At 58.0% G+C, this 17,548-nt stretch carries 11 protein-coding genes and 1 tRNA gene; 4 read left to right on the plus strand and 8 right to left on the minus strand.

What is annotated here, in order from left to right; translation table 11 throughout:
* Positions 1–197: 197 nt before the first annotated feature.
* Both V3C19_RS06040 and V3C19_RS06045 read right to left on the minus strand, forming a co-directional pair.
* Positions 198–3,740, minus strand: a complete 3,543-nt coding sequence (locus V3C19_RS06040) for an adenosylcobalamin-dependent ribonucleoside-diphosphate reductase (RefSeq protein ID WP_130082687.1) — start codon at positions 3,738–3,740, stop codon at positions 198–200.
* 74 nt (positions 3,741–3,814) lie between these two features.
* The gene (locus V3C19_RS06045) at positions 3,815–4,021 is read right to left on the minus strand and encodes a hypothetical protein (protein ID WP_295933406.1); all 207 of its coding nucleotides are present in this window, start codon (positions 4,019–4,021) and stop codon (positions 3,815–3,817) included.
* 165 nt (positions 4,022–4,186) lie between these two features.
* Between V3C19_RS06045 and V3C19_RS06050 the strand changes: the two genes are divergently transcribed.
* Together V3C19_RS06050 and V3C19_RS06055 are read left to right on the plus strand one after the other, a co-directional pair.
* Positions 4,187–4,990 carry a hypothetical protein gene (locus V3C19_RS06050; protein ID WP_295933405.1) on the plus strand — a complete coding sequence of 268 codons (804 nt, stop codon included), beginning with the start codon at positions 4,187–4,189 and terminating at the stop codon, positions 4,988–4,990.
* An 85-nt stretch (positions 4,991–5,075) separates the two neighbouring features.
* Positions 5,076–6,449: a hypothetical protein gene (locus V3C19_RS06055; RefSeq protein ID WP_295933401.1), complete on the plus strand. Its 1,374-nt coding sequence runs from the start codon at positions 5,076–5,078 to the stop codon at positions 6,447–6,449.
* A 40-nt stretch (positions 6,450–6,489) separates the two neighbouring features.
* Here V3C19_RS06055 and V3C19_RS06060 read toward each other — a convergent pair whose 3' ends face one another.
* Positions 6,490–8,181: a glycoside hydrolase family 16 protein gene (locus V3C19_RS06060; protein WP_302389492.1), complete on the minus strand. Its 1,692-nt coding sequence runs from the start codon at positions 8,179–8,181 to the stop codon at positions 6,490–6,492.
* A 53-nt stretch (positions 8,182–8,234) separates the two neighbouring features.
* Complete coding sequence (locus V3C19_RS06065) at positions 8,235–8,954, minus strand: TIGR02206 family membrane protein (RefSeq protein ID WP_130082691.1); 720 nt, start codon at positions 8,952–8,954, stop codon at positions 8,235–8,237.
* 114 nt (positions 8,955–9,068) lie between these two features.
* Between V3C19_RS06065 and V3C19_RS06070 the strand changes: the two genes are divergently transcribed.
* Positions 9,069–9,578: a thioredoxin domain-containing protein gene (locus V3C19_RS06070; protein ID WP_238623753.1), complete on the plus strand. Its 510-nt coding sequence runs from the start codon at positions 9,069–9,071 to the stop codon at positions 9,576–9,578.
* 263 nt (positions 9,579–9,841) lie between these two features.
* On the opposite strand, the gene V3C19_RS06075 is transcribed toward V3C19_RS06070, so the two are convergent.
* The 4 genes from V3C19_RS06075 to V3C19_RS06090 all read right to left on the minus strand — a co-directional run bounded on the left by V3C19_RS06075 (position 9,842) and on the right by V3C19_RS06090 (position 17,124).
* A complete protein-coding gene (locus V3C19_RS06075; RefSeq protein WP_295933394.1) occupies positions 9,842–12,175 on the minus strand; it encodes a glycoside hydrolase N-terminal domain-containing protein in 2,334 nt (777 codons plus the stop codon).
* A gap of 220 nt (positions 12,176–12,395) precedes the next feature.
* Positions 12,396–15,506, minus strand: coding sequence for an efflux RND transporter permease subunit (locus V3C19_RS06080; protein WP_130082694.1), 3,111 nt, complete (start codon positions 15,504–15,506; stop codon positions 12,396–12,398).
* 7 nt (positions 15,507–15,513) lie between these two features.
* Entirely contained in the window at positions 15,514–16,647 is a 1,134-nt protein-coding gene (locus tag V3C19_RS06085) for an efflux RND transporter periplasmic adaptor subunit (protein WP_130082695.1), read from the minus strand.
* 6 nt (positions 16,648–16,653) lie between these two features.
* On the minus strand, positions 16,654–17,124 hold the full coding sequence (locus V3C19_RS06090; protein ID WP_295933391.1) for a MarR family transcriptional regulator: 471 nt from the start codon (positions 17,122–17,124) through the stop codon (positions 16,654–16,656).
* 231 nt (positions 17,125–17,355) lie between these two features.
* Here V3C19_RS06090 and V3C19_RS06095 point away from each other — a divergent pair.
* A tRNA-Asp gene (locus tag V3C19_RS06095) sits at positions 17,356–17,433 on the plus strand.
* The last annotated feature ends 115 nt before the right edge of the window (positions 17,434–17,548 follow it).

The following is a 17,548-nucleotide window of genomic DNA, read 5'->3' on the forward strand; positions in this document are numbered from 1 at the left end:
ATTGAACCATAACATGAGTAGATAGACAAGATGAAAACAGTTTTTGTTTTATCAACTTTTCTATTCTGCTCGTCAGCCATTCAAATACGTCGAAAAACATTTCCAAGAGAAAACGTATGGGTAAATTGAGAAAAGGCGGAACCCGGAAAGTCCGGATTCCGCCTGATGAATGGATGGAACGGGAGCGTTCCGGGGCTTTATTCCCCGCAGCCGCCGTCCTTGTAGCCGCAGGAGCGGCAGGATTTGCACTTGCCGTCCTGGACGTAGGCCAGGGAATGGCATTGCGGGCAGAGGGAGGCTCCGTTGAGCATGGTGCCTTCCGGCGCTTTTCCGGCGGGAATTTCCGGCAGGACCGGATTCTGCTTGTGGGCCGGCGTAGTAATGATGCGGGGAGGCAGCACGCTTACCGTGGTGTCCGGACTTTGCCCGGGCAGGCTGACGCTGGGGATGGAGAATACGTCCCGCAGGCGGTAGCCGTTGCTTTCCGGGAAGAGCCACGCCAGAATTTTGGCGATGAGGTCAACCACGGACGCGCAGGAGCGGATTTCCGTGCAGGTGTCCGCATCCGTGTCGTCCCCCACGCGACAGAAGCCGGAGGGCTCGAAGGAGTAGTTGCGGAAGCCCTTCACCACTTCCTTGAGGGGTACGCCGAACTGAAGGGCCGTGGAAAGGAGCTTGCAGTACGCTTCAAACATGCCGGAGGCAAAGGAGCCTACCTGGCCCAGACGTCCGAAGACTTCCCCGCAGGTGCCGTCCGCATAGACGCCCACCGTCAGGTAGCCCGTGAGCTGGCCGCCCACGGAGAATTTCACGGTCTGGCCCAGGCGGCGGCCGGGCAGTTTGCGCTGGCGCGGCTTGGACGCTTCCGCGATGATCTCGTCAATCGCTTCCGATCCGGCTCCCACGAGCTGTTCCCAGACGTGGTTGGCCTTGAACATGCGCGTTTCCGGCGTGTCCACCACATACACGGCATTTGCCTTGGACCCGGCCCGGAAGATGGCGATGCACTTGACGCCGAGTTCGTGGGACATGATCAGGGAGTCGTAAATATCCTGCACGGTGGCGGAGACGGGCATGTTCACCGTCTTGGAGCACGCGCCGGAAATGAAGGGCTGGAGAGCGCCCAGCATCAGCACGTGCCCGGCCGGGGTAATGGAGCGCACGCCGTTGCCGTTGGTGGCGGCGCAGTCGAAGACGGCCAGGTCTTTCTTGTCCAGCCACGGGATGGATTCGATGTGGGCCGCGCCGTTCACGACGGTGAGCTCGTCCGCGGTCAGCACGGACATGTTGGCCGGGTTGCTGATGTAGGCCACCTTTTCCTGAATTTCACTGCGGGATTCCGTGCCGGAGAGGAGGCGGCGCCACGCCAGGCGCACGGGGCCCGCCTGGTCGTTGCAGGGATCAATGATGATCTGGTTGACGACGGAGTCCATGTTCCCCTGGAAGGCGGAAATCAGGCCGTCCAGGCCGGCCACTTCCAGAGCGGCCTCATTGACGAAGTCTTCCGGATAACCCAGGGAGCGCAGGCCCTCCAGGGCCAGGCGGTTGAACATTTTCAGGGAGCCGCCGCCCGCAAGCTGCTTCCATTTCACCAGCGTGTAGTCCGGTTCGATGGAGGTGGTGCCTTCGTCATAACAGCCCAGGGGGGCGGAAATGGTGCCCGTGGGGGCCATGACGGAAACGAAGGCGTTGCGGTGCGCGGTGGCCTTGGCCGCCCTGGCCCACATGGCGGAGGCGGCTTCCGCCAGTTTGGCGGCGGGGGCGATGCGCTCCTTGTTCATCTGGGTGGGCGCCTTGAAGCTCTTGAGATAGGCATGCAGGGCGTAGGAGGCGGTCAGCCCCTGCGCTTCCGGCAGGACTCCTCCGGCATTGGCGATGATGTTGTCGATCATGTCGTCCAGGGCCTTGGCGTCCTTCTGGGCGGGCAGGGCGACGGCCAGCTTCTGGGCCGCATGGTGCAGGCGCAGCACGGCCAGCAGGTCCTTCTTGCTGGCGGGGTACTCCACATAGGAGCCCAGTTCCGCGCCCATTTCCGCGGAAGCCGTCCAGCAGGCCGCCGTCAGCGCGCTGCAAAGCTGGGAGGCGATCCAGCGGCCTTCGTCAGAGTCGTACGGCACGCCCAGGGCCATCAGCGAGCCGCCCACGTTGGCGAAGCCGATGCCGGTGGTGCGGTACTTGTACGTTCCTTCCGCGATTTCTTCAATCGGGAAGCCGCCTCGTTCCACGTTCAGGTCAGCACAGACCATTGCCAGGCGCGCGGCGTGGGTCAGGGCATCCGCGTCAAAGACGGGCTTGCCGTCATCGCCCTTTGTCAGGAAGCGGTAGGCGTTGAAGGAGGAAAGGTTGCAGCTCGTGTTGTTCAGGAAGACGTATTCGGAACAGGGGTTGGACGTGGTGATGGAGCCGATGGATTTGACCGGGTTCCAGAGGTTGATCACGTCGTTGTTGTGCACGCCGGGCTCCCCGTTTTCCCAGATGGATTTGGCCATGGCTTCCAGCAGTTCCTGGGCCCGGAAGGTCTGTTCAATGTGGGCGGGGTTCGTGACCCAGCGCGTGTAGGTGTTGCCGTTGTTGGCCAGCGCCTGCCAGAAGTCCCCCTTTACGGAAACGGAGTGGTTCGCGTTCTGGTGGGAAAGCGTTTCCCCGTACAGCAGGGCGTCCATGTGGGGGTCAAAGCTGTTTTTGGTAGCCAGGGGCAGGGAAAGGATGACGCGGGCGGCGGCCTTTTCCGCAGGGGTGCCGGCCACCAGCTTGGTTTCCGCAATTTGCTTGAGTTCCACATGCACGTTGTGCTCCCGCAGGATCACCTTGGCGATGTCTTCCTGGCGGTTTTTCGTGTTGATGAATTCGAAAATGTCCGGGTGGTCGCTGAACATCAGCACCATGCGGGCGGCGCGGCGCGTCTTGCCCCCGGATTTGATGGCGCCTGCCATGCGGTCCCAGCCGCGGTCAAAGGAGATGGGGCCGGAGGAACGGCCCTTGCCGCTGATGGGTTCCTTGGAGGAACGGAGGGTGGAAAGGTTGATGCCCACGCCGGAACCGGACGCAAAGATGCGGCCTTCCGTGGTCAGGTGGTCCAGAATGTCCTCCATGCTGTCTCCCACTTCCGTCAGGAAGCAGGCGGAGCACTGCGGATATTCATAGGTGGACTGCACCGTGTAGGTTTTCAGATTGTTCTTGGAGCCTTTGGCGTGGTAGGCCTTGTTGCCGTGGCCGGTATAGTTCTCACGCAGGTCCGGACGCCCCCAGCGCCACTGCTCCCAGTGGCCGATGTTGAACCAGACGGGTGAGTTGGGGGCCCAGATTTGCTGGACGAGCATGGCCTTGATTTCCTCATTGAAGATTTCCGCGTCCTCCAGCGTGGCGAAGTAGCCTTCCTCCCAGCCCCAGACGGTGTAGGTGTTGGAAATGCGGTCGTAGATGTTGCGGAAGCTGTCTTCGTATTCCAGGGAGCCCGGCTCGCTGCCAAAGAGGTATTTGTCCGCCGTGATCTTTACGGCGTTGTCGTCCCAGTGGGCCGGGGCTTCCAGGCCCAGGCGCTCATAAATGGTTTTTCCGGTCTTCCAGTCCATGATGCGGACGTCGCGCCGCGCCCAGTCCACTTCATCATAGGGATGAACCTCGTTATGGGAAAATCTTCTGGTGAATTTCAGGCCGCCCAGCAGGTCCTTCCTGGGGGGGAGGATGATTTCCTGTCCGGTGCGTAATTTGAGCGTAATTTGCGAGTTGTCAGTAGTCATGGTTTGCGAAGTGAAAGGTACTGAGGGCGTTGCTTCGTCGCGGTGTTGGGGGCGGCGCGTAACGTTTGCATTATCTACTGAAAAAAAATCGCGATGAAAAGGAAATATTGTACGGATATTTTTAATGCATACCACATATGGTAGTATTGGCGTTGTTTCCAAGGGATTTCCGTCCGGTCTTGCGGACATTTTTTTTGTCTTCCGAATTCAACTTTTTTTGCTTGACGGGAATGCTCTTCCAGGGACGTTTTTTCTTCTTTTCTCCTGCTTCCTTTCATCATGAAAGAGCTATGAAACGGCAGCGGTTCCGGACGGCGGAATTTCCGGCGAACAGCTGGCGGGAGTGCTTTTTTACGTGGAAGGCGGATGAGGGGAGTGGTCCAACTCCGGAAAAGGAAGATTATTTCTTGAATGTTGTTAATGAGATGAATATAGTATTATCTAACATGAACTACCCTGTAATTTTTCTCCTGTTCTGCTGGGGAGTCGCCGATTCCGGCGTTGCTCTGCCGGAACCCTTTCCCGAAGCCCGCGGTTCTGTTTACAGATGTGGCGTCACTCCTCAGGGAAGGAGCCGCGGGACGCGGCTTTCGCGGGAATGGAAAGATCCTGGCCGGCTCGGAACCGGAACGGCGGAAGGAAAAGAGGGCGGCCAATGGCTTCATGACCCTTTTTCCCGGGATTCCGACATGGGGTGCGTCCGGTATCAATGGAGCTACAGGAACGGCCGCCTGATGAAGGTTCCCCATGCACTTGCAGTTCCGGATTTTTGTTTTCCCGGCAGATTGCCCTGTGCAGTGGATCGTGAAGAGTTGGAAGACGCCCTGGAAGATACGCTCATCGTTGCGGAAAATCCTCTTCCGGAGGAAGGACGTCCCCTTATTTTTCTTTACCGGGGGAAGGTTTGCCATTCCCTGGATAAAGTCGGGAAAAATGCCGGAGTCTTGTCCATCCTGTATGTTGTTTTTTCTCCGGATGTGGCCGAAGAGGAACAGGCTTCCGTTCGGGAGGCATTTTTTGGGGCAATGGATTTTTATGTGATGAAAGACATTTTCCTTTCCGGTCCCCGCCAGGAAGAGACCGTTGTGTTCATGGAGGGATTGGGGACTGTTCCCGCCTCCTTTTTCATGACGCCGGATTGGGCGGTCGGCGAAGTCTGGAACAGGGAGAAGTTTTTCCAGCCTCCGGCCCGGGGAATTGCCCATAATTCCCTGGCGAAGGTTCGTTCCCGTTCCGTTATTCCGGATTGAAAGAGGGGCGGAGGCAAGCGGACGGACTCCGGCGGTCCGGAAAATGAACCTTGATGAACGGATGGAGAGACATTATTTTAACGGCATGAGACTGGCTTCTCTCATTTGTCTGGCCGGCGCCGTGGGCTGTGCGCCGTGCATGGCCGCCGCGCCGCCGCCTCAGGAACAGCCCGCTGGGGAAAAGACCCGGCAGGATGCCCCGCGCCATGTCGCGGTTCAGAGCATAGCCCCGGTGCCCGGGTTGCCGGTTCCCATGGATTTGACGCAGGCGGACGGCATCCGCCTGGATGCCGTGGACCTGACCGTTGCCCTGAAGCAGCATCAGGCTTTCCTGATTTATACCTGTGCCCTGGACATTCCCAAAGGTATCAAGGGGAAGACCATTCCCGTGGGCGTTCCGTTCCGGTACAGCCCTCCTGACGAACGGGCCAACGCCGCCAGTCCGGAGCCCATACGCAATCTTCCCTTCACCAAGGCGGTGCTGGATGCCGTGGCGTCCGTGGACGATTTGAAGTGCGATTCCTCCCTTACCGAGGGACGCCACCAGCAGGCGGACGCGCCCACCATGGCTCCCGTGGCCGGCATTGCCCACTGGCTGGTGGCCCAGGTTCCCAACAAGCCGGGAACGCACGTGCTGACTTTTCAGTTTTCCGTGCCTTACACGCAGGATATCAGCATCACCCCAGGAACGGAAGTCAAGATGGGTGAACCGCGCCTGACGCTGCTCACTTCTCCCGTCATGACCTGGACGGGCGGAACGCCCAGGGCGGTGGTGAATGTGTACAGTTCAGAGATGACCAACCAGTCCGTGAAGCTGGATCCTTCCGCCGATGCCAAGTCCATCGTCACGACGCCCAAGGGCGTTTATACCTGGTCCCTGCTGGGGGCGGATGGCCGCCCGTACGCGCCCTCCATGGTGCTGACCCCCGGCCCCGGCTGGACACTGGACAAGGATGGCCATGTCACCATCCGCGGGGAGAAGGGTTCCCTGACGGACCAGTACGACATTACGGCCAGTTCCACCCTGGAAAAGGACCCCTACGGCAATCCCTGCTCTCCGGACAACCTGAAGCACGGCCAGGGATACTGGGCGGAGGGCGTTTCCGGAGACGGGCAGGGGGAAACCCTGGAGGTGAAGCTTAAGAATCCGGGCCGTTTGCTGGGGATCATGCTGGAATCCGGAATTTCCCCGGTAACGCTGCCGGAAAACGATACGGAGGCTCGCCGCCATCCGAATATTGCGTATTCCATGTTCGGCCGTCCTAAAAGCGTCCAGGTAATTCTGAACGGGGAGTACACTTTTGACGCCACCCTGCGGGACGACTGGACGCCGCAGATTGTCATTCCCCCGTATTACAAGGCTCCCGTGCATACCATCAGGATCAGGATAGATTCCATTTATCCCGGGACGGGCACGGCGGATACCTATCTGGGCGTGCTCAAGCCGATCGTGAGATAGGGGCGGCTGGTTTGCGGAGATTTTCCCTTATTTATTCATCTCAATCCGGGACGGATGAAAGGGCCGTCCTGTCCACAGAGAGGACCGTCAGCAGAATTCCCGTATCCGTGTAATGGATGCGCAGGGAGGCTTTTCCGGCGAGCGAGGTTTTCAACGGGGAATCACGGTATATTTCAGCGTCAAAAACGCGGCCTTCCGGCAGGTTGAAGAAAGTTCCCCCGGCGGTCTTTTTAAGGCCGTCCGCCAGGATGATCCGGTCGCCCGGTTCCGGGACATAGAAAAATTCGGGGTACAGGGAAACGTTTTTCTCCAGTTCCAGCCCTCCCTCCGCCTTTATTTTGGGAGACGCATTTTTGCCGTCCAGATGAACGACAAGACGGGAATTCCGGCGGAAAACGGTTTTGCCGGAGATGGACAGGCTCCCGGAAGGACCGAGAGCGACTTGCCCTTTCACGTCCATTCCCCCCTGGAGGGTGACGGGGGCGTTGAAGAGAAACGTGGAGTCCACGAGTGTTCCGCTGCCGCAGCGGAGGATCAGGCTGCCTTTTCCATGCACGGAGCCGTTGGCATACAAGGAGGAATAGGGTTCAAACAGAGTCCAGGTAACGTCTTCGCCTTCAAGCGCCATCTTCGCGTCAAAGATCAGATCCATTCTTTCCAGTGCGGCGATTCCGCTCCGTATGGCCAGCGTTTTATTCCTGCCTTGCAGGTGGAAGAATTTCCCTTTCCCGACGGTGAGGGAATCCACGACGGCGTCGCGGTCCAGAAGCAGGCTGCTTGTCCTTTCCCTGTTGAACCAGACGTTGGCTCCGTCCGGGGGCACCAGCCGGGCGATTTTCCTGCCGGAAGGCAGGACGGTTTCCCATTGGCGGTCGCTCCATTTTCCGTCGGGCGCGGTCCGGTAGGAATCGGGCAGGGAGTAAACCCGCACATAGTCCACGTTCATGGCCGTTGGGCTTTTGTCCCTGCTGCCGTAGCCGTTTGCGGGGATGTCGCCTGCCCAGTTTTTATCCCGGATTTCCGAACTCAGGATGATGTATTCCGGAATGCAGGACAGGGCTTCCTGCGTTTTCCAGACTTCCTTTCCGTCCATATAGAACGTGTATCCTCCGGCCGTCCGGAGTACGCCGTAGGTGTGATAGCCTTCCAGAAGTCCGGTTTTGTGCTGTTTTGCCGCCGATTTGTGGTGTTCCCCGTAGCCGTGGTAGTGGATGGCCTGGTTGGTTTCATATCCGTTGGAGGGGTTGGGCCTGTATTCCACAATGTCTATTTCCGTACCGTATTTACCCGTGTTGCCCACAGTGGAAATGGTGTCGCTCTGGAGCCAGAAGGCGGACCACATGCCGGAGGAAGCATTCCTGTCTCCGGCAAATTCAATGGAAGCCTCGTAAAAGCCGTATGTCCGGTTCAGGCTCTTCTTTTTTGTGGCGATCATTCCGGTATGATGTTTTCCGTTTTCCGTATAAGTGCGGATGCTCAGAATTCCATTGCCCGTGGAAATGGCTTCCGGAGTGTTCAACGCATTGTGGCGCGGCCCGGTCTGGCGGTAGGACCACTTTTCCATGTCAAGGGACGAGCCGTCAAATTCATCATTCCATGAAAGGGCGTAGCCGGAGGGGAGGGACACGGAAGCCTGCGCTGCAGGGGGATGGGGAGGGGCGCCCAGAAAAAGGTGAAGAAGGAAGTAAAAGACCGCCTCGGCGGGAAGAAACAGGAAGAGGTATGGGATCATATGGAAGGCTGGGCGGTTCAAGTTTGCGGGGATGTTTTTTCCACATAAGTTTTTCAGCTCCGGAACAGGGCTCCCCCCGTGCGCCCCATGGGATAATGGCGGAAGGGCAGTGTGAGCAGGTACATCAGGATCAGGGCCGGAATTTGCATCCACAGCAGGTACCAGGGCCATGCCCCCAGCAGGTCCAGCACGGACCCGGAGGCGGGAGTGGAAACCGTGAAGCCGTAATTGGTGCCCAGGAATTTGTTGACGGGATGCACCGCGGCCAGATACAGGTTGGCGAACAGCAGAGCCCACAGGAAGTCCCACCGCGCCGGCTTCCATTGCAGGGCCAGGGGCAGGTAAAGGGCTGCAATGACCGTAACGCCGTGGGAAAGGAAGAAGGCAAAGTACGTCCATGAAGGGAAGTCGTGGGCCACGGAAGGCGTCACCAGCCCCTGAAGAGTGGCGCACAGCACGCAGTAGTATACGATGGAGCGCAGAATGCGGGAAGGTATCCAGAGGCTCAGGGCGCACGCCACCTGCATCACGGAGCAGAAGTGAAGGGGCAGCATCCACTCCCAGGATTTGTCCGGCTCGTCGGCAAGCAGGGCGATCAGGTCCGGAACCAGGCTCAACAGGCATGCGGTCCCCAGCCAGAACGCCGTGCGGTTTCTGACGGATTTTTTGTAGGATTGCCCCAGTTCCACAATGCACAGCCCCGCCACCAGCAGAACGGCCAGGGCCGTCCAATGGGACACTCCTCCAAATTCCAGTGGCGGCAAGCTGTTCATTCAATAACTACCATAACAGATACGGGGCGGCCAAGGCAACCGCGAAAACGCGGAATTCGGATGGAAAGGTTCAGTCTTGCAAATTCGACTTTCGCGGGCATACTTGCCTCCGTGATGAGGCAGGGAGCGTTTATAGTGATCAGCGGGTTGCTGCTGGCCGCACTGGCCGGTTGCGACGATTCCAATGACAGGCGTTCCCGCTATGCGGAGAAGAAGCCCGCCCCGCGCCCGCTGGAGCGGAATTTTGACCCTCCCAGGCAGGTATTGCCGCCTTCCGCCCCCAAAAAGAAGGAGCCGGCATGGATGGTTTACAAGGGGGAGGATATGCGGCAGTTGACGGAACTTTCCGGCCGCAGGGTGCTGATTGTCTTTTACGCCCCGTGGAGTTCCCAGGCCATGGAATACGTCCAGGCGGTCAAATCCTATGCCGAGGCGCAGGACGGGAAGGCCTTTGCCGTGTTGATTGACGCGGACGCGCATCCGGAGCTGGCACGCAAGTACCATTTGGAGGCGGTTCCGCTGACGGTTCTGTATCTGGAAGGAATGAAACTCCGTGAAATGGTGGGCGGCGTTTCCGCAGCCCGTTTGGACCAATTGATTGAACAGACCGTGCGGGTGGAATAAGTGCATTCCCCGGTATAGGCGCGATTTGGAAAAAAGCGTCGGTTCCCCGTTGCTTTCATGTAGAGGGCGGTTCCTTTTTTGCCGTTTATTCCGTGGATGGGGAATCGGAGCCTTGTTAAAGAGGCGGTGCGAAGGCCGGAGCTTCCGGACCGTCCGCCCCCGTTTCATTCGGCACGGCATGGAAGGCGGCCACACCTGCCGGCAGCGGGACGCCGGGATGAAAGAGGCATGGCCGCCTTTATCCGTGTTCAAGTGCAGGGAAATTAAAAGGAGATGTTGATGCTTTCCCCTGCTTTCATGACCACATCTTTTTTCCTGCCCCGGTGCATGAAACGGAATTTGCCGGGACGGGAGGCTTTGGCCGTGGCCTTGATGCCCCCGTCTTTCCAGGACAGGTCTACCGTAAGCCCTCCGCGAGCGTGGAGTCCCGTGGCCGAACCCTCCGTCCATGAATCGGCCAGGGCCGGGGCGAGCATAATCACACGGTAGCCTTGCTGTTCAATCTGGCTCTGGATCAGACATTGGGCCAGGCCGGAAGTCATGCCGAAGTTGCCGTCGATCTGGTAAGGGGGGTGCATGTCGAACAGGTTGGGGCTGATGTATTTTTTCAATTGCGTGTAGATGCGTTCCTCCGCGTCGTTGCCGCAGCCGAGCGTGGCGTACATGTTGATCAGCCACGCGGTGCTCCAGCCGGTGCATATGCCGCTTTTTCCGGTAAAGCTGCGGCGGTAGTCCACGGATTTCTTGACGGCGGCGGCGTATTCAGGGGTGTTGAGCACATCCCATTCATTTCCCGGGAACAGGCCGTACAGGTGGCTGATGTGGCGATGCCCCTTCTGGACTTCCTCAAAGGGTTCCTGCCATTCCCGGATGCGGCCGTCCTCCCCGATGGCCGGCGGGGGGATGTGCGGCAGGAACTGGAGGGCTTTTGCCAGTACTGGCGTATTGATTCCGAGTTCCCGGCACGCGGCAATGTAGTTGCGCAGGGATTCCCTGCCGAGCAGGAGATCATGGGAACAGCCGTTGGAGACGGAAAGGTTGATTTTTTTTCCTGTCTCGTCCTGGACTCTGAAGATGTTTTCCGGAGAAGTTCCCGGACCGGAGATATAGCGCCCTTTCCCGTCTTTCTGGAACCAGGACATGATGAACCGGGCGTTGGATTCCAGAATGGGAATGGATTTTTTCAGGAACGCCTTGTCCCCCGTAAAGCGGTAGCTGTCCATCAGGTGGGCGCAGGCCCATGCCCCGTTCATCAGGCTGGCCGAGTATTCGGGTACGTTCCCGACATAGTAGGTTTCCTTCCAGCAGTCCACGTTGTGGGCAAAACAAAAGCCGTCAAGTTTCAGGAAGCGGGCGAATTTTTCACCGGTGGGCTGAAGGCTGACCACGAATTCAAGGAAGGGGCGGTGGTATTCCCCCAGTCCGGTCACGTCGGCCGGCCACTGGTTCATCTGGCAGTTGATGTTCAGGAAGAAGCACCCTTTCCAGGCGGCGTTGAGATCCGGGTTCCACAGTCCTTGCAGGCCGCAGGGCAGCGCGCCTGGGCGCGTGTTGGCAATGATGCAGTAGCGGCCGAACTGGAAAAGCTGTTCAATCAGGTCCGGGTCCTTGCCTCCCTGCCTGACCAGCTGGAGGCGTTCGGGGGTCGTTTTTTGAGCGGTTTCGGCGGGCGTGTCTCCAATGTCCACCTGGCAGCGCATCATGCGTTCGGAAAAGTATTTGGCCGTTTCCTGTTCCAGCTTTTTCCATCCTGCCCTGGAAGCGGCGTCCAGAATGTTCCGGTTGAGGGTTCCCAGGTCGTTTTTCAGCGGGCTGTCCGGTTTCCGGCTGTTGTAGTCGGTTTTAGTGGAGGAGAGGACGAGCAGTTCCTTGCAGTTGTCTATCCTGAGAATGCCGCCGTCCAGGGAAACGCGTCCATCGATGGCCTGCACTCTGACGGCATTTTCAAAGCGGGTACCTCCGTTGTGGCCCTGGCCTTTGAGAATCCATCCGTCCCTGGTTGGAGTGATTTCTGATTTTTTATCCGGATGGCGCAGGGAGAGGGTAACGGTGCAGCCCTTGGGAAGGGTGCAGGCCATGCGGTAGGCGATGCAATCGGAATATGGAGCGGCGACCAGTTCCGTTTTCAGTGCCCCGTCTGCAAAATGTACGTCCATTTGGGCCTTCCCGTCTTTCATGTCCAGCTTTCTGGAGAAAGAAGTGGAGGGGGGCAGATCCTGCCACTGGACGTCAAGCAGGCCGCCCTGCTGGTAGCTGCCGGAGGAGGATTTGTTTGACAGGACTTTGCTGCGGAAAGTTTCGTCCGCCTTTTTATAATCCCCGCGGGCGCACAATTCCCTGGCCTCTTTCAGGCCTTCCGCCGCGCCCTCCCTGGGGACAATGCTGGACTTGGCAAAGATGCTTTCTTCATTGAGGACGAGAATTTCCTTGGGGAATTCTCCATAGGAAAGGGCTCCCAGCCTGCCGTTTCCGACTCCGTAGCCCTGTGTCCAGATGGTTGCGGACTCGTGGGCGGTCACTTCCATGGGGGCCGGGACTGCCTGGGCGTGGAGGGCGGCCGATGCAAGGAGGATAGGGAGTAATGGAGTTTGTTTCATGTACGGTGCATCATAATTGGACCAGACCGGCATGCAAGATAGAAAAAACGGCGTCTATCTTCGGGAAGCTGGGAAAACCTGATCAATTTTTTTCTGCGTAACATGCTGATTTTCAGATTTTATTTCTTTTTAAGAAAATGGTGGAATTTACAAATTCCGGAAATGAAAAAGGACGGAGCGGATGAGCCGCTCCGTCCGGATGGAAGATCCCGGAGACCCATTAGCCGGCCTTGCCGGAGAACAGGTTTTTCACCCACTCCCGGTAGCGCTGGAACATGGAGTACAGAGCCGGAATGAATAGAATGCCCACGATCGTGGCCAGGATCATTCCATAGAAGGTGGTGATGCCGATGGCCTTGCGGCTTTCCGCTCCCGCCCCGGAGGCGATCACCATCGGGAACACACCGATGATGAAGGAGATGGCCGTCATCATCACGGCGCGGAAACGCTGCCGGGCTCCTTCCAGGGCCGCCTGCTGGATGGGGACGCCGTGTTCGCGCTCCGCCTTGGAGAACTCCACCATCAGGATGGCGTTCTTCCCGGCCAAGCCTACGAGCATGACCAGCCCGAGCTGGGCGTAAATGCTCAGGGGCGTGTTGCAGATCAGCAAGCCGAGCAGGGCGCCCAGAAGAGCCACGGATACGGAGACAATCACGGAGATGGGAACCGTCCAGCTTTCATACTGGGCCACCAGGAACAGGTAGCCGAAGAGCAGGGCCAGGCCCATCAGCAGGACGATCTTTCCGTCGTTCTGGCGCTCCTGGTAGCTCATGTCCGTCCAGGTGATGGAGTAGTTTTCCGGCAGGGGAATGGCTTCAATCTGGTTCATCAGGTCCCCGCTGCTGGTTCCCGGCCTAGTCTGCACGGTCACTTCCGCAGACATGAGCTGGTTGAACCGCGCGATCTGGCGGGGCCCCACCATGTACGACAGGGTGGCCACGGAGCTGAGCGGCACCATCTGGCCCTGATCGTTCTGGATGTAGGTGTTCATGATGTCGTTGATGGTGGTGCGGTCCTCCGGTGCGGACTGCATTTTCACCTTGAACGTGTAGCCGATCAGGTTGAAGTCATTGATGTACATGGAGGCCAGCTTGCTCTGAAGCGTGGTGAAAATACGGTTGACAGGCACGTGCATGCTCTGCGCCTTTTCACGGTCAATGTTCAGGAAAAGCTGGGGCGTGTTCGCCTCATAGGAGCTGCGCGGGAACAGGGCTCCCGGGAGTTTTTCAATCTGGTCAATCAGTTTTTCCAGCTCACGCTCCAGATCCTTTGGGGTTTCATTCCCGCTGGCCTGGAGCATGAAGGAGACGCCGCCGGTCAGGCCCAGCCCCATGATGGCCGGCGGGCTGAAGACGGTGGCCTTGGCCGCGGGAATCTCATCGCACAGGTTGGAGGCCTGATGGATAATGGAATCCACGGAGAGTTCCGGAGTCTTGCGTTTGTCCCAGGAATCAAGCTGGGCGATGCACATGCCCAGGTTTTCCCCGTTCCCACCCATGAAGCTGAAGCCGGAGGTGGAGGAAACCTGGCGTACGCCGGGGATGCCCATGAGCTTTTGTTCCGCACTGCGCAGGGCCTGTTCCGTACGGCCCAGGGTGGCGCCGGGCGCAAGCTGGATGTCGCAAAAGACGGTGCCCTTGTCTTCCTTGGGCAGGAAGGATTTGGGAACGGTTTCAAACAGTTTCCAGTTGGCGGCGAAGACTGCGGCCAGAAGAATCAGGGTGAGCCACGCGCGGCGCACCATGACGCCGGCGCACTTGATGTAGCTCTGGCGAGCCCATTCCAGCGTGGCGTTGAAAGGCCGGAAAAGATTGAACCTTTTCTGCTTCTTGCCCTTCCTGTTCTTCAGCAGCAGAGCGCACAGGGCGGGGCTGAGCGTCAGGGAGTTTACGGCGGAAAGGCAGAGCGCCACGCACATGGTTACGGAGAACTGCATGTAGATGTTGCCCACCATGCCGCCGAAGAAGGCGATGGGGACGTAAATGGCCACCGTTACCAGCGTGGTGGCGATGATGGCGCCCGTAATCTGGTGCATGCTCTTTTTGGTGGCCTCTTCCGGGGGCAGGTCCTCCGTCTCCAGAATGCGCATGGTGTTTTCCACCACGATGATCCCGTCGTCCACCAGGGAGCCGATCACCAGAATCAGGCCGAACATGGTCAGCACGTTGATGGAGAAACCCAGCGGGTACAGGATGGCGAATGTGCCGATCAGGGAAACGGGAATGGCCAGGGCCGGAATGAGGGTGGCGCGCCAGTCCTGCAGGAAGAGGTAGGTGATGCCCACCACCAGGATGAGGGCGATGACGAGCGTTTCCACGATTTCCGCCATGGTGGCGGAAATATACTGCGTGGGGTCGTAGCTCACCTCATAGGAAACGCCGGGAGGGAAGCGCTTGGAAAGCTCCTGCAGGGCGTCCTTCACCCCGGTCATGGCTTCCATGGCGTTGGCGTCGTCAAGGCGATACACGGCCATGTTCACGGAGTCTTCCCCGTTGTTGCGGCTGCTGCCCGAATAGGTTTCCGCACCCAGTTCGATTCTGGCGATGTCGTCCAGGCGGGTGACATGGCCGTCCTGACCTGTGCGGACAATGATCTTGCTGAATTCTTCCACCGTCTTCAGGCGCCCGGTAACGTTCACCTTGTATTGGATGAAGTTGTTTTCCCCTTCGGAACCGATGGAACCGGCGGCAGCCTGAACATTCTGCGCCTTGATGGCGTTGGAAACGTCATCGGGCGTGATGTTCAGGGCGGACATACGCAGGGCGTCCAGCCAGATGCGCATGCTGTAGTTTTTTTCCGGCATCAGGTTGATGGCGGAAATGCCCGGCACGCGGGCGATTTCGTCCTTCACCCTGGATTTGACGAAGTTGTTCAGCTCCAGGGAACTCATGTTGGTGGAGCGGAAGGCGAAGAAGCCCAGGATGTCCGAGGAACGCTTCCTGATCTTGATGCCCTGGTCCGTCACTTCCTTGGGCAGCTTGTATTCCACCCGTTTGAGTGCGTTCTGGACGTTCACCATGTTGATGTCCGAGTCCGTGCCGCTCTTGAACGTCAGGGACAGGGAATAGCCGCCGGTGTTGTCCGACTTGGAGGAGAAGTAGATCAGGTTTTCCAGGCCGTTGAGTTCCTCCTCAATGGGGGAGGCCAGGGTTTCCATCACCACCTGGGCGCTGGCTCCCGTATAGGTGGCCTGCACATTGATGCTGGTGGGGGCGATTTCCGGATATTCCGCCACAGGCAGCTTTTCCAGGCAAAGCAGCCCGGCCAGCACCATCAGGATGGCGATGACAATGGCGAATTTGGGACGTTTGATAAACAGGTCCGCAATCATGGAAATATCAGTTTTGAGTGGAATACACGGGGTTCACCTTGGCACCGGGACGCACCTTGTGCATGCCGTCGATGATGATGACTTCCCCTTCCTTGACGCCGGAGCTGAAACATTGTTCGTTGTTGACCGTGTTGCCCAGCGTGACGTCCCGGCGTTCCACCACGCCCTGGTCGTTTACGACGTAAACATAGCTCTTGTAGGCGTCATGCATGACGGAGGAGATGTTCACGGCCGGGAATCGGTCCACATTCTTCTTGGAGAGATTGACGGTCACCACGCCGCCGGGAGTCAGCATATCCTCCTGGTTGGGGAATTTGGCCCAGACATTCAGCGTGTCCGTGGTAGTCTGGACGGTGTTGTCCGTCATGAACACCTTGCCCGGATGGGCATAGGCCTTGCCGTTGGCCAGGGTCAGGGTGACGATGGCCTCCTTCTTCATGTCATCCTGGGTGCCGAACAGGGAAAGGAAGTCGCGTTCGCTGATGGGGAACTTCACGTATACTTCCTCAATGCCTGTGATGGTCACCAGGGAGCCGGAAGTAGGGGTGATGTAGTTGCCCGTGGAAAACGTGACCCTGCCCGTGCGGCCCGTGATGGGAGCCATGATTCTGGTGTAATTCAGGTCATCCTTGGCCACGATGATGGAGGCGTCTGCTGACTGTATTTCCGCTTCCAGGGCGTGCATGGTGCTTTTGGCGTTTTCCACCGTGTCCATGGAGACGGATTTGGAGGCGAGCAGCTTGTTATAGCGTTCAAAACTGTTCTTGGCGTAAAGGAGCTTGGCTTCCAGCTGCGCTTTTTTGGCCTCGGCTTCTTCCACGGCGGCCTTGTAGCGCGTGTCTTCTATCTCAAAAAGGAGGTCGCCTTGCTTGACTACGTTCCCTTCCCGGAACCTTGTGGCCACAATGTTGCCGGAAACGCGAGGCTGCACGGTAACCCGGTCGATGGATTCCACCTGGCCTATGTATTTCTTGTTCACCGCGCTGTCGATCGTGCTGGCCTTCTGGACGAGCACGGTACTGGGTTTGGCGGGAGCCCCCGGCATTCCCTGGGAGTAACCCGGCATCATGAGGCTGAAAAGCAGTCCGGAGCCGGCCAGCAGGCGGAGCGGAATTTTCCGTTCATGCGTGTGTGTGTTCATATGGTATTACTTGGTATAAACGTGGGTGTAAAGGGTGTCCACAATGCGGCAGAAATCTTCCTGGTCCTGCTCGGAAAGGATGCCGAACAGGGAATCCAGGCGCTTCTTCATGCCGTTGTAAAGCAGCTGGAATCTGGATTCTCCCTCCTCGGAAAGGCGAATGCAGAGGGAACGCCTGTCGCGCGGGTTTTCCTTGCGGTCGAACAGGCCTTTCTTCACCATGCTGTCCACCAGCAGAGACGTGGAGGGAACGCTCATGCGGAGGTGGTGGGCCAGCGTCTTCAGCGGTATGCCCTCATGGCGGTTGGTCATGAGCCTGTTGAGAGCCCCAAGGGCGTTCATCTGGCGGACGGAGAGCCCCATGATTTTCTGGTAATGGTTCTCGTCCACCTCGTTCAGATTGTCCCTTTTGAACTGGTAGAGAATGGTTTCAAACTTGTGGACGGAGGTGGTAATATCTATGGCAGGTTGGATCATATGGCTTTTATGTCAAATGCAGTGAATAGTTGTCAAACTAAAATAAATAATGCAGGGAAGTTGTTATTATTTTGAAATAAATAGAAAGTTAAAATGATAAATCTCTTCAATGATAAACACAGCCGACCGTTTCCGGTTGCAAAAATAAACTTTTTTTCTTGTCAGAATATTTTCAGGCGTATATAAACCCCACGTCCTCACCGCAAGGCAGGGGACGGCAGTCAAGGTTATGGAGCGGTAGCTCAGTTCGGTTAGAGCGCCAGCCTGTCACGCTGGAGGTCGCGGGTTCGAGCCCCGTCCGCTTCGCCACCTTGCATTGCAGAAACAACCGCCTCCGGGCGGTTTTTTTGTGCCCGATTTGCCGGAGGCGGCATGGGTCATCTCTGCGGTAGTTGTCCCTGTCTTTTCAGGAAAAGGAACGGAA

Source organism: Akkermansia sp. AE01SA01, assembly GCF_036417395.1.
In the GTDB taxonomy this organism is placed as follows: domain Bacteria; phylum Verrucomicrobiota; class Verrucomicrobiia; order Verrucomicrobiales; family Akkermansiaceae; genus Akkermansia.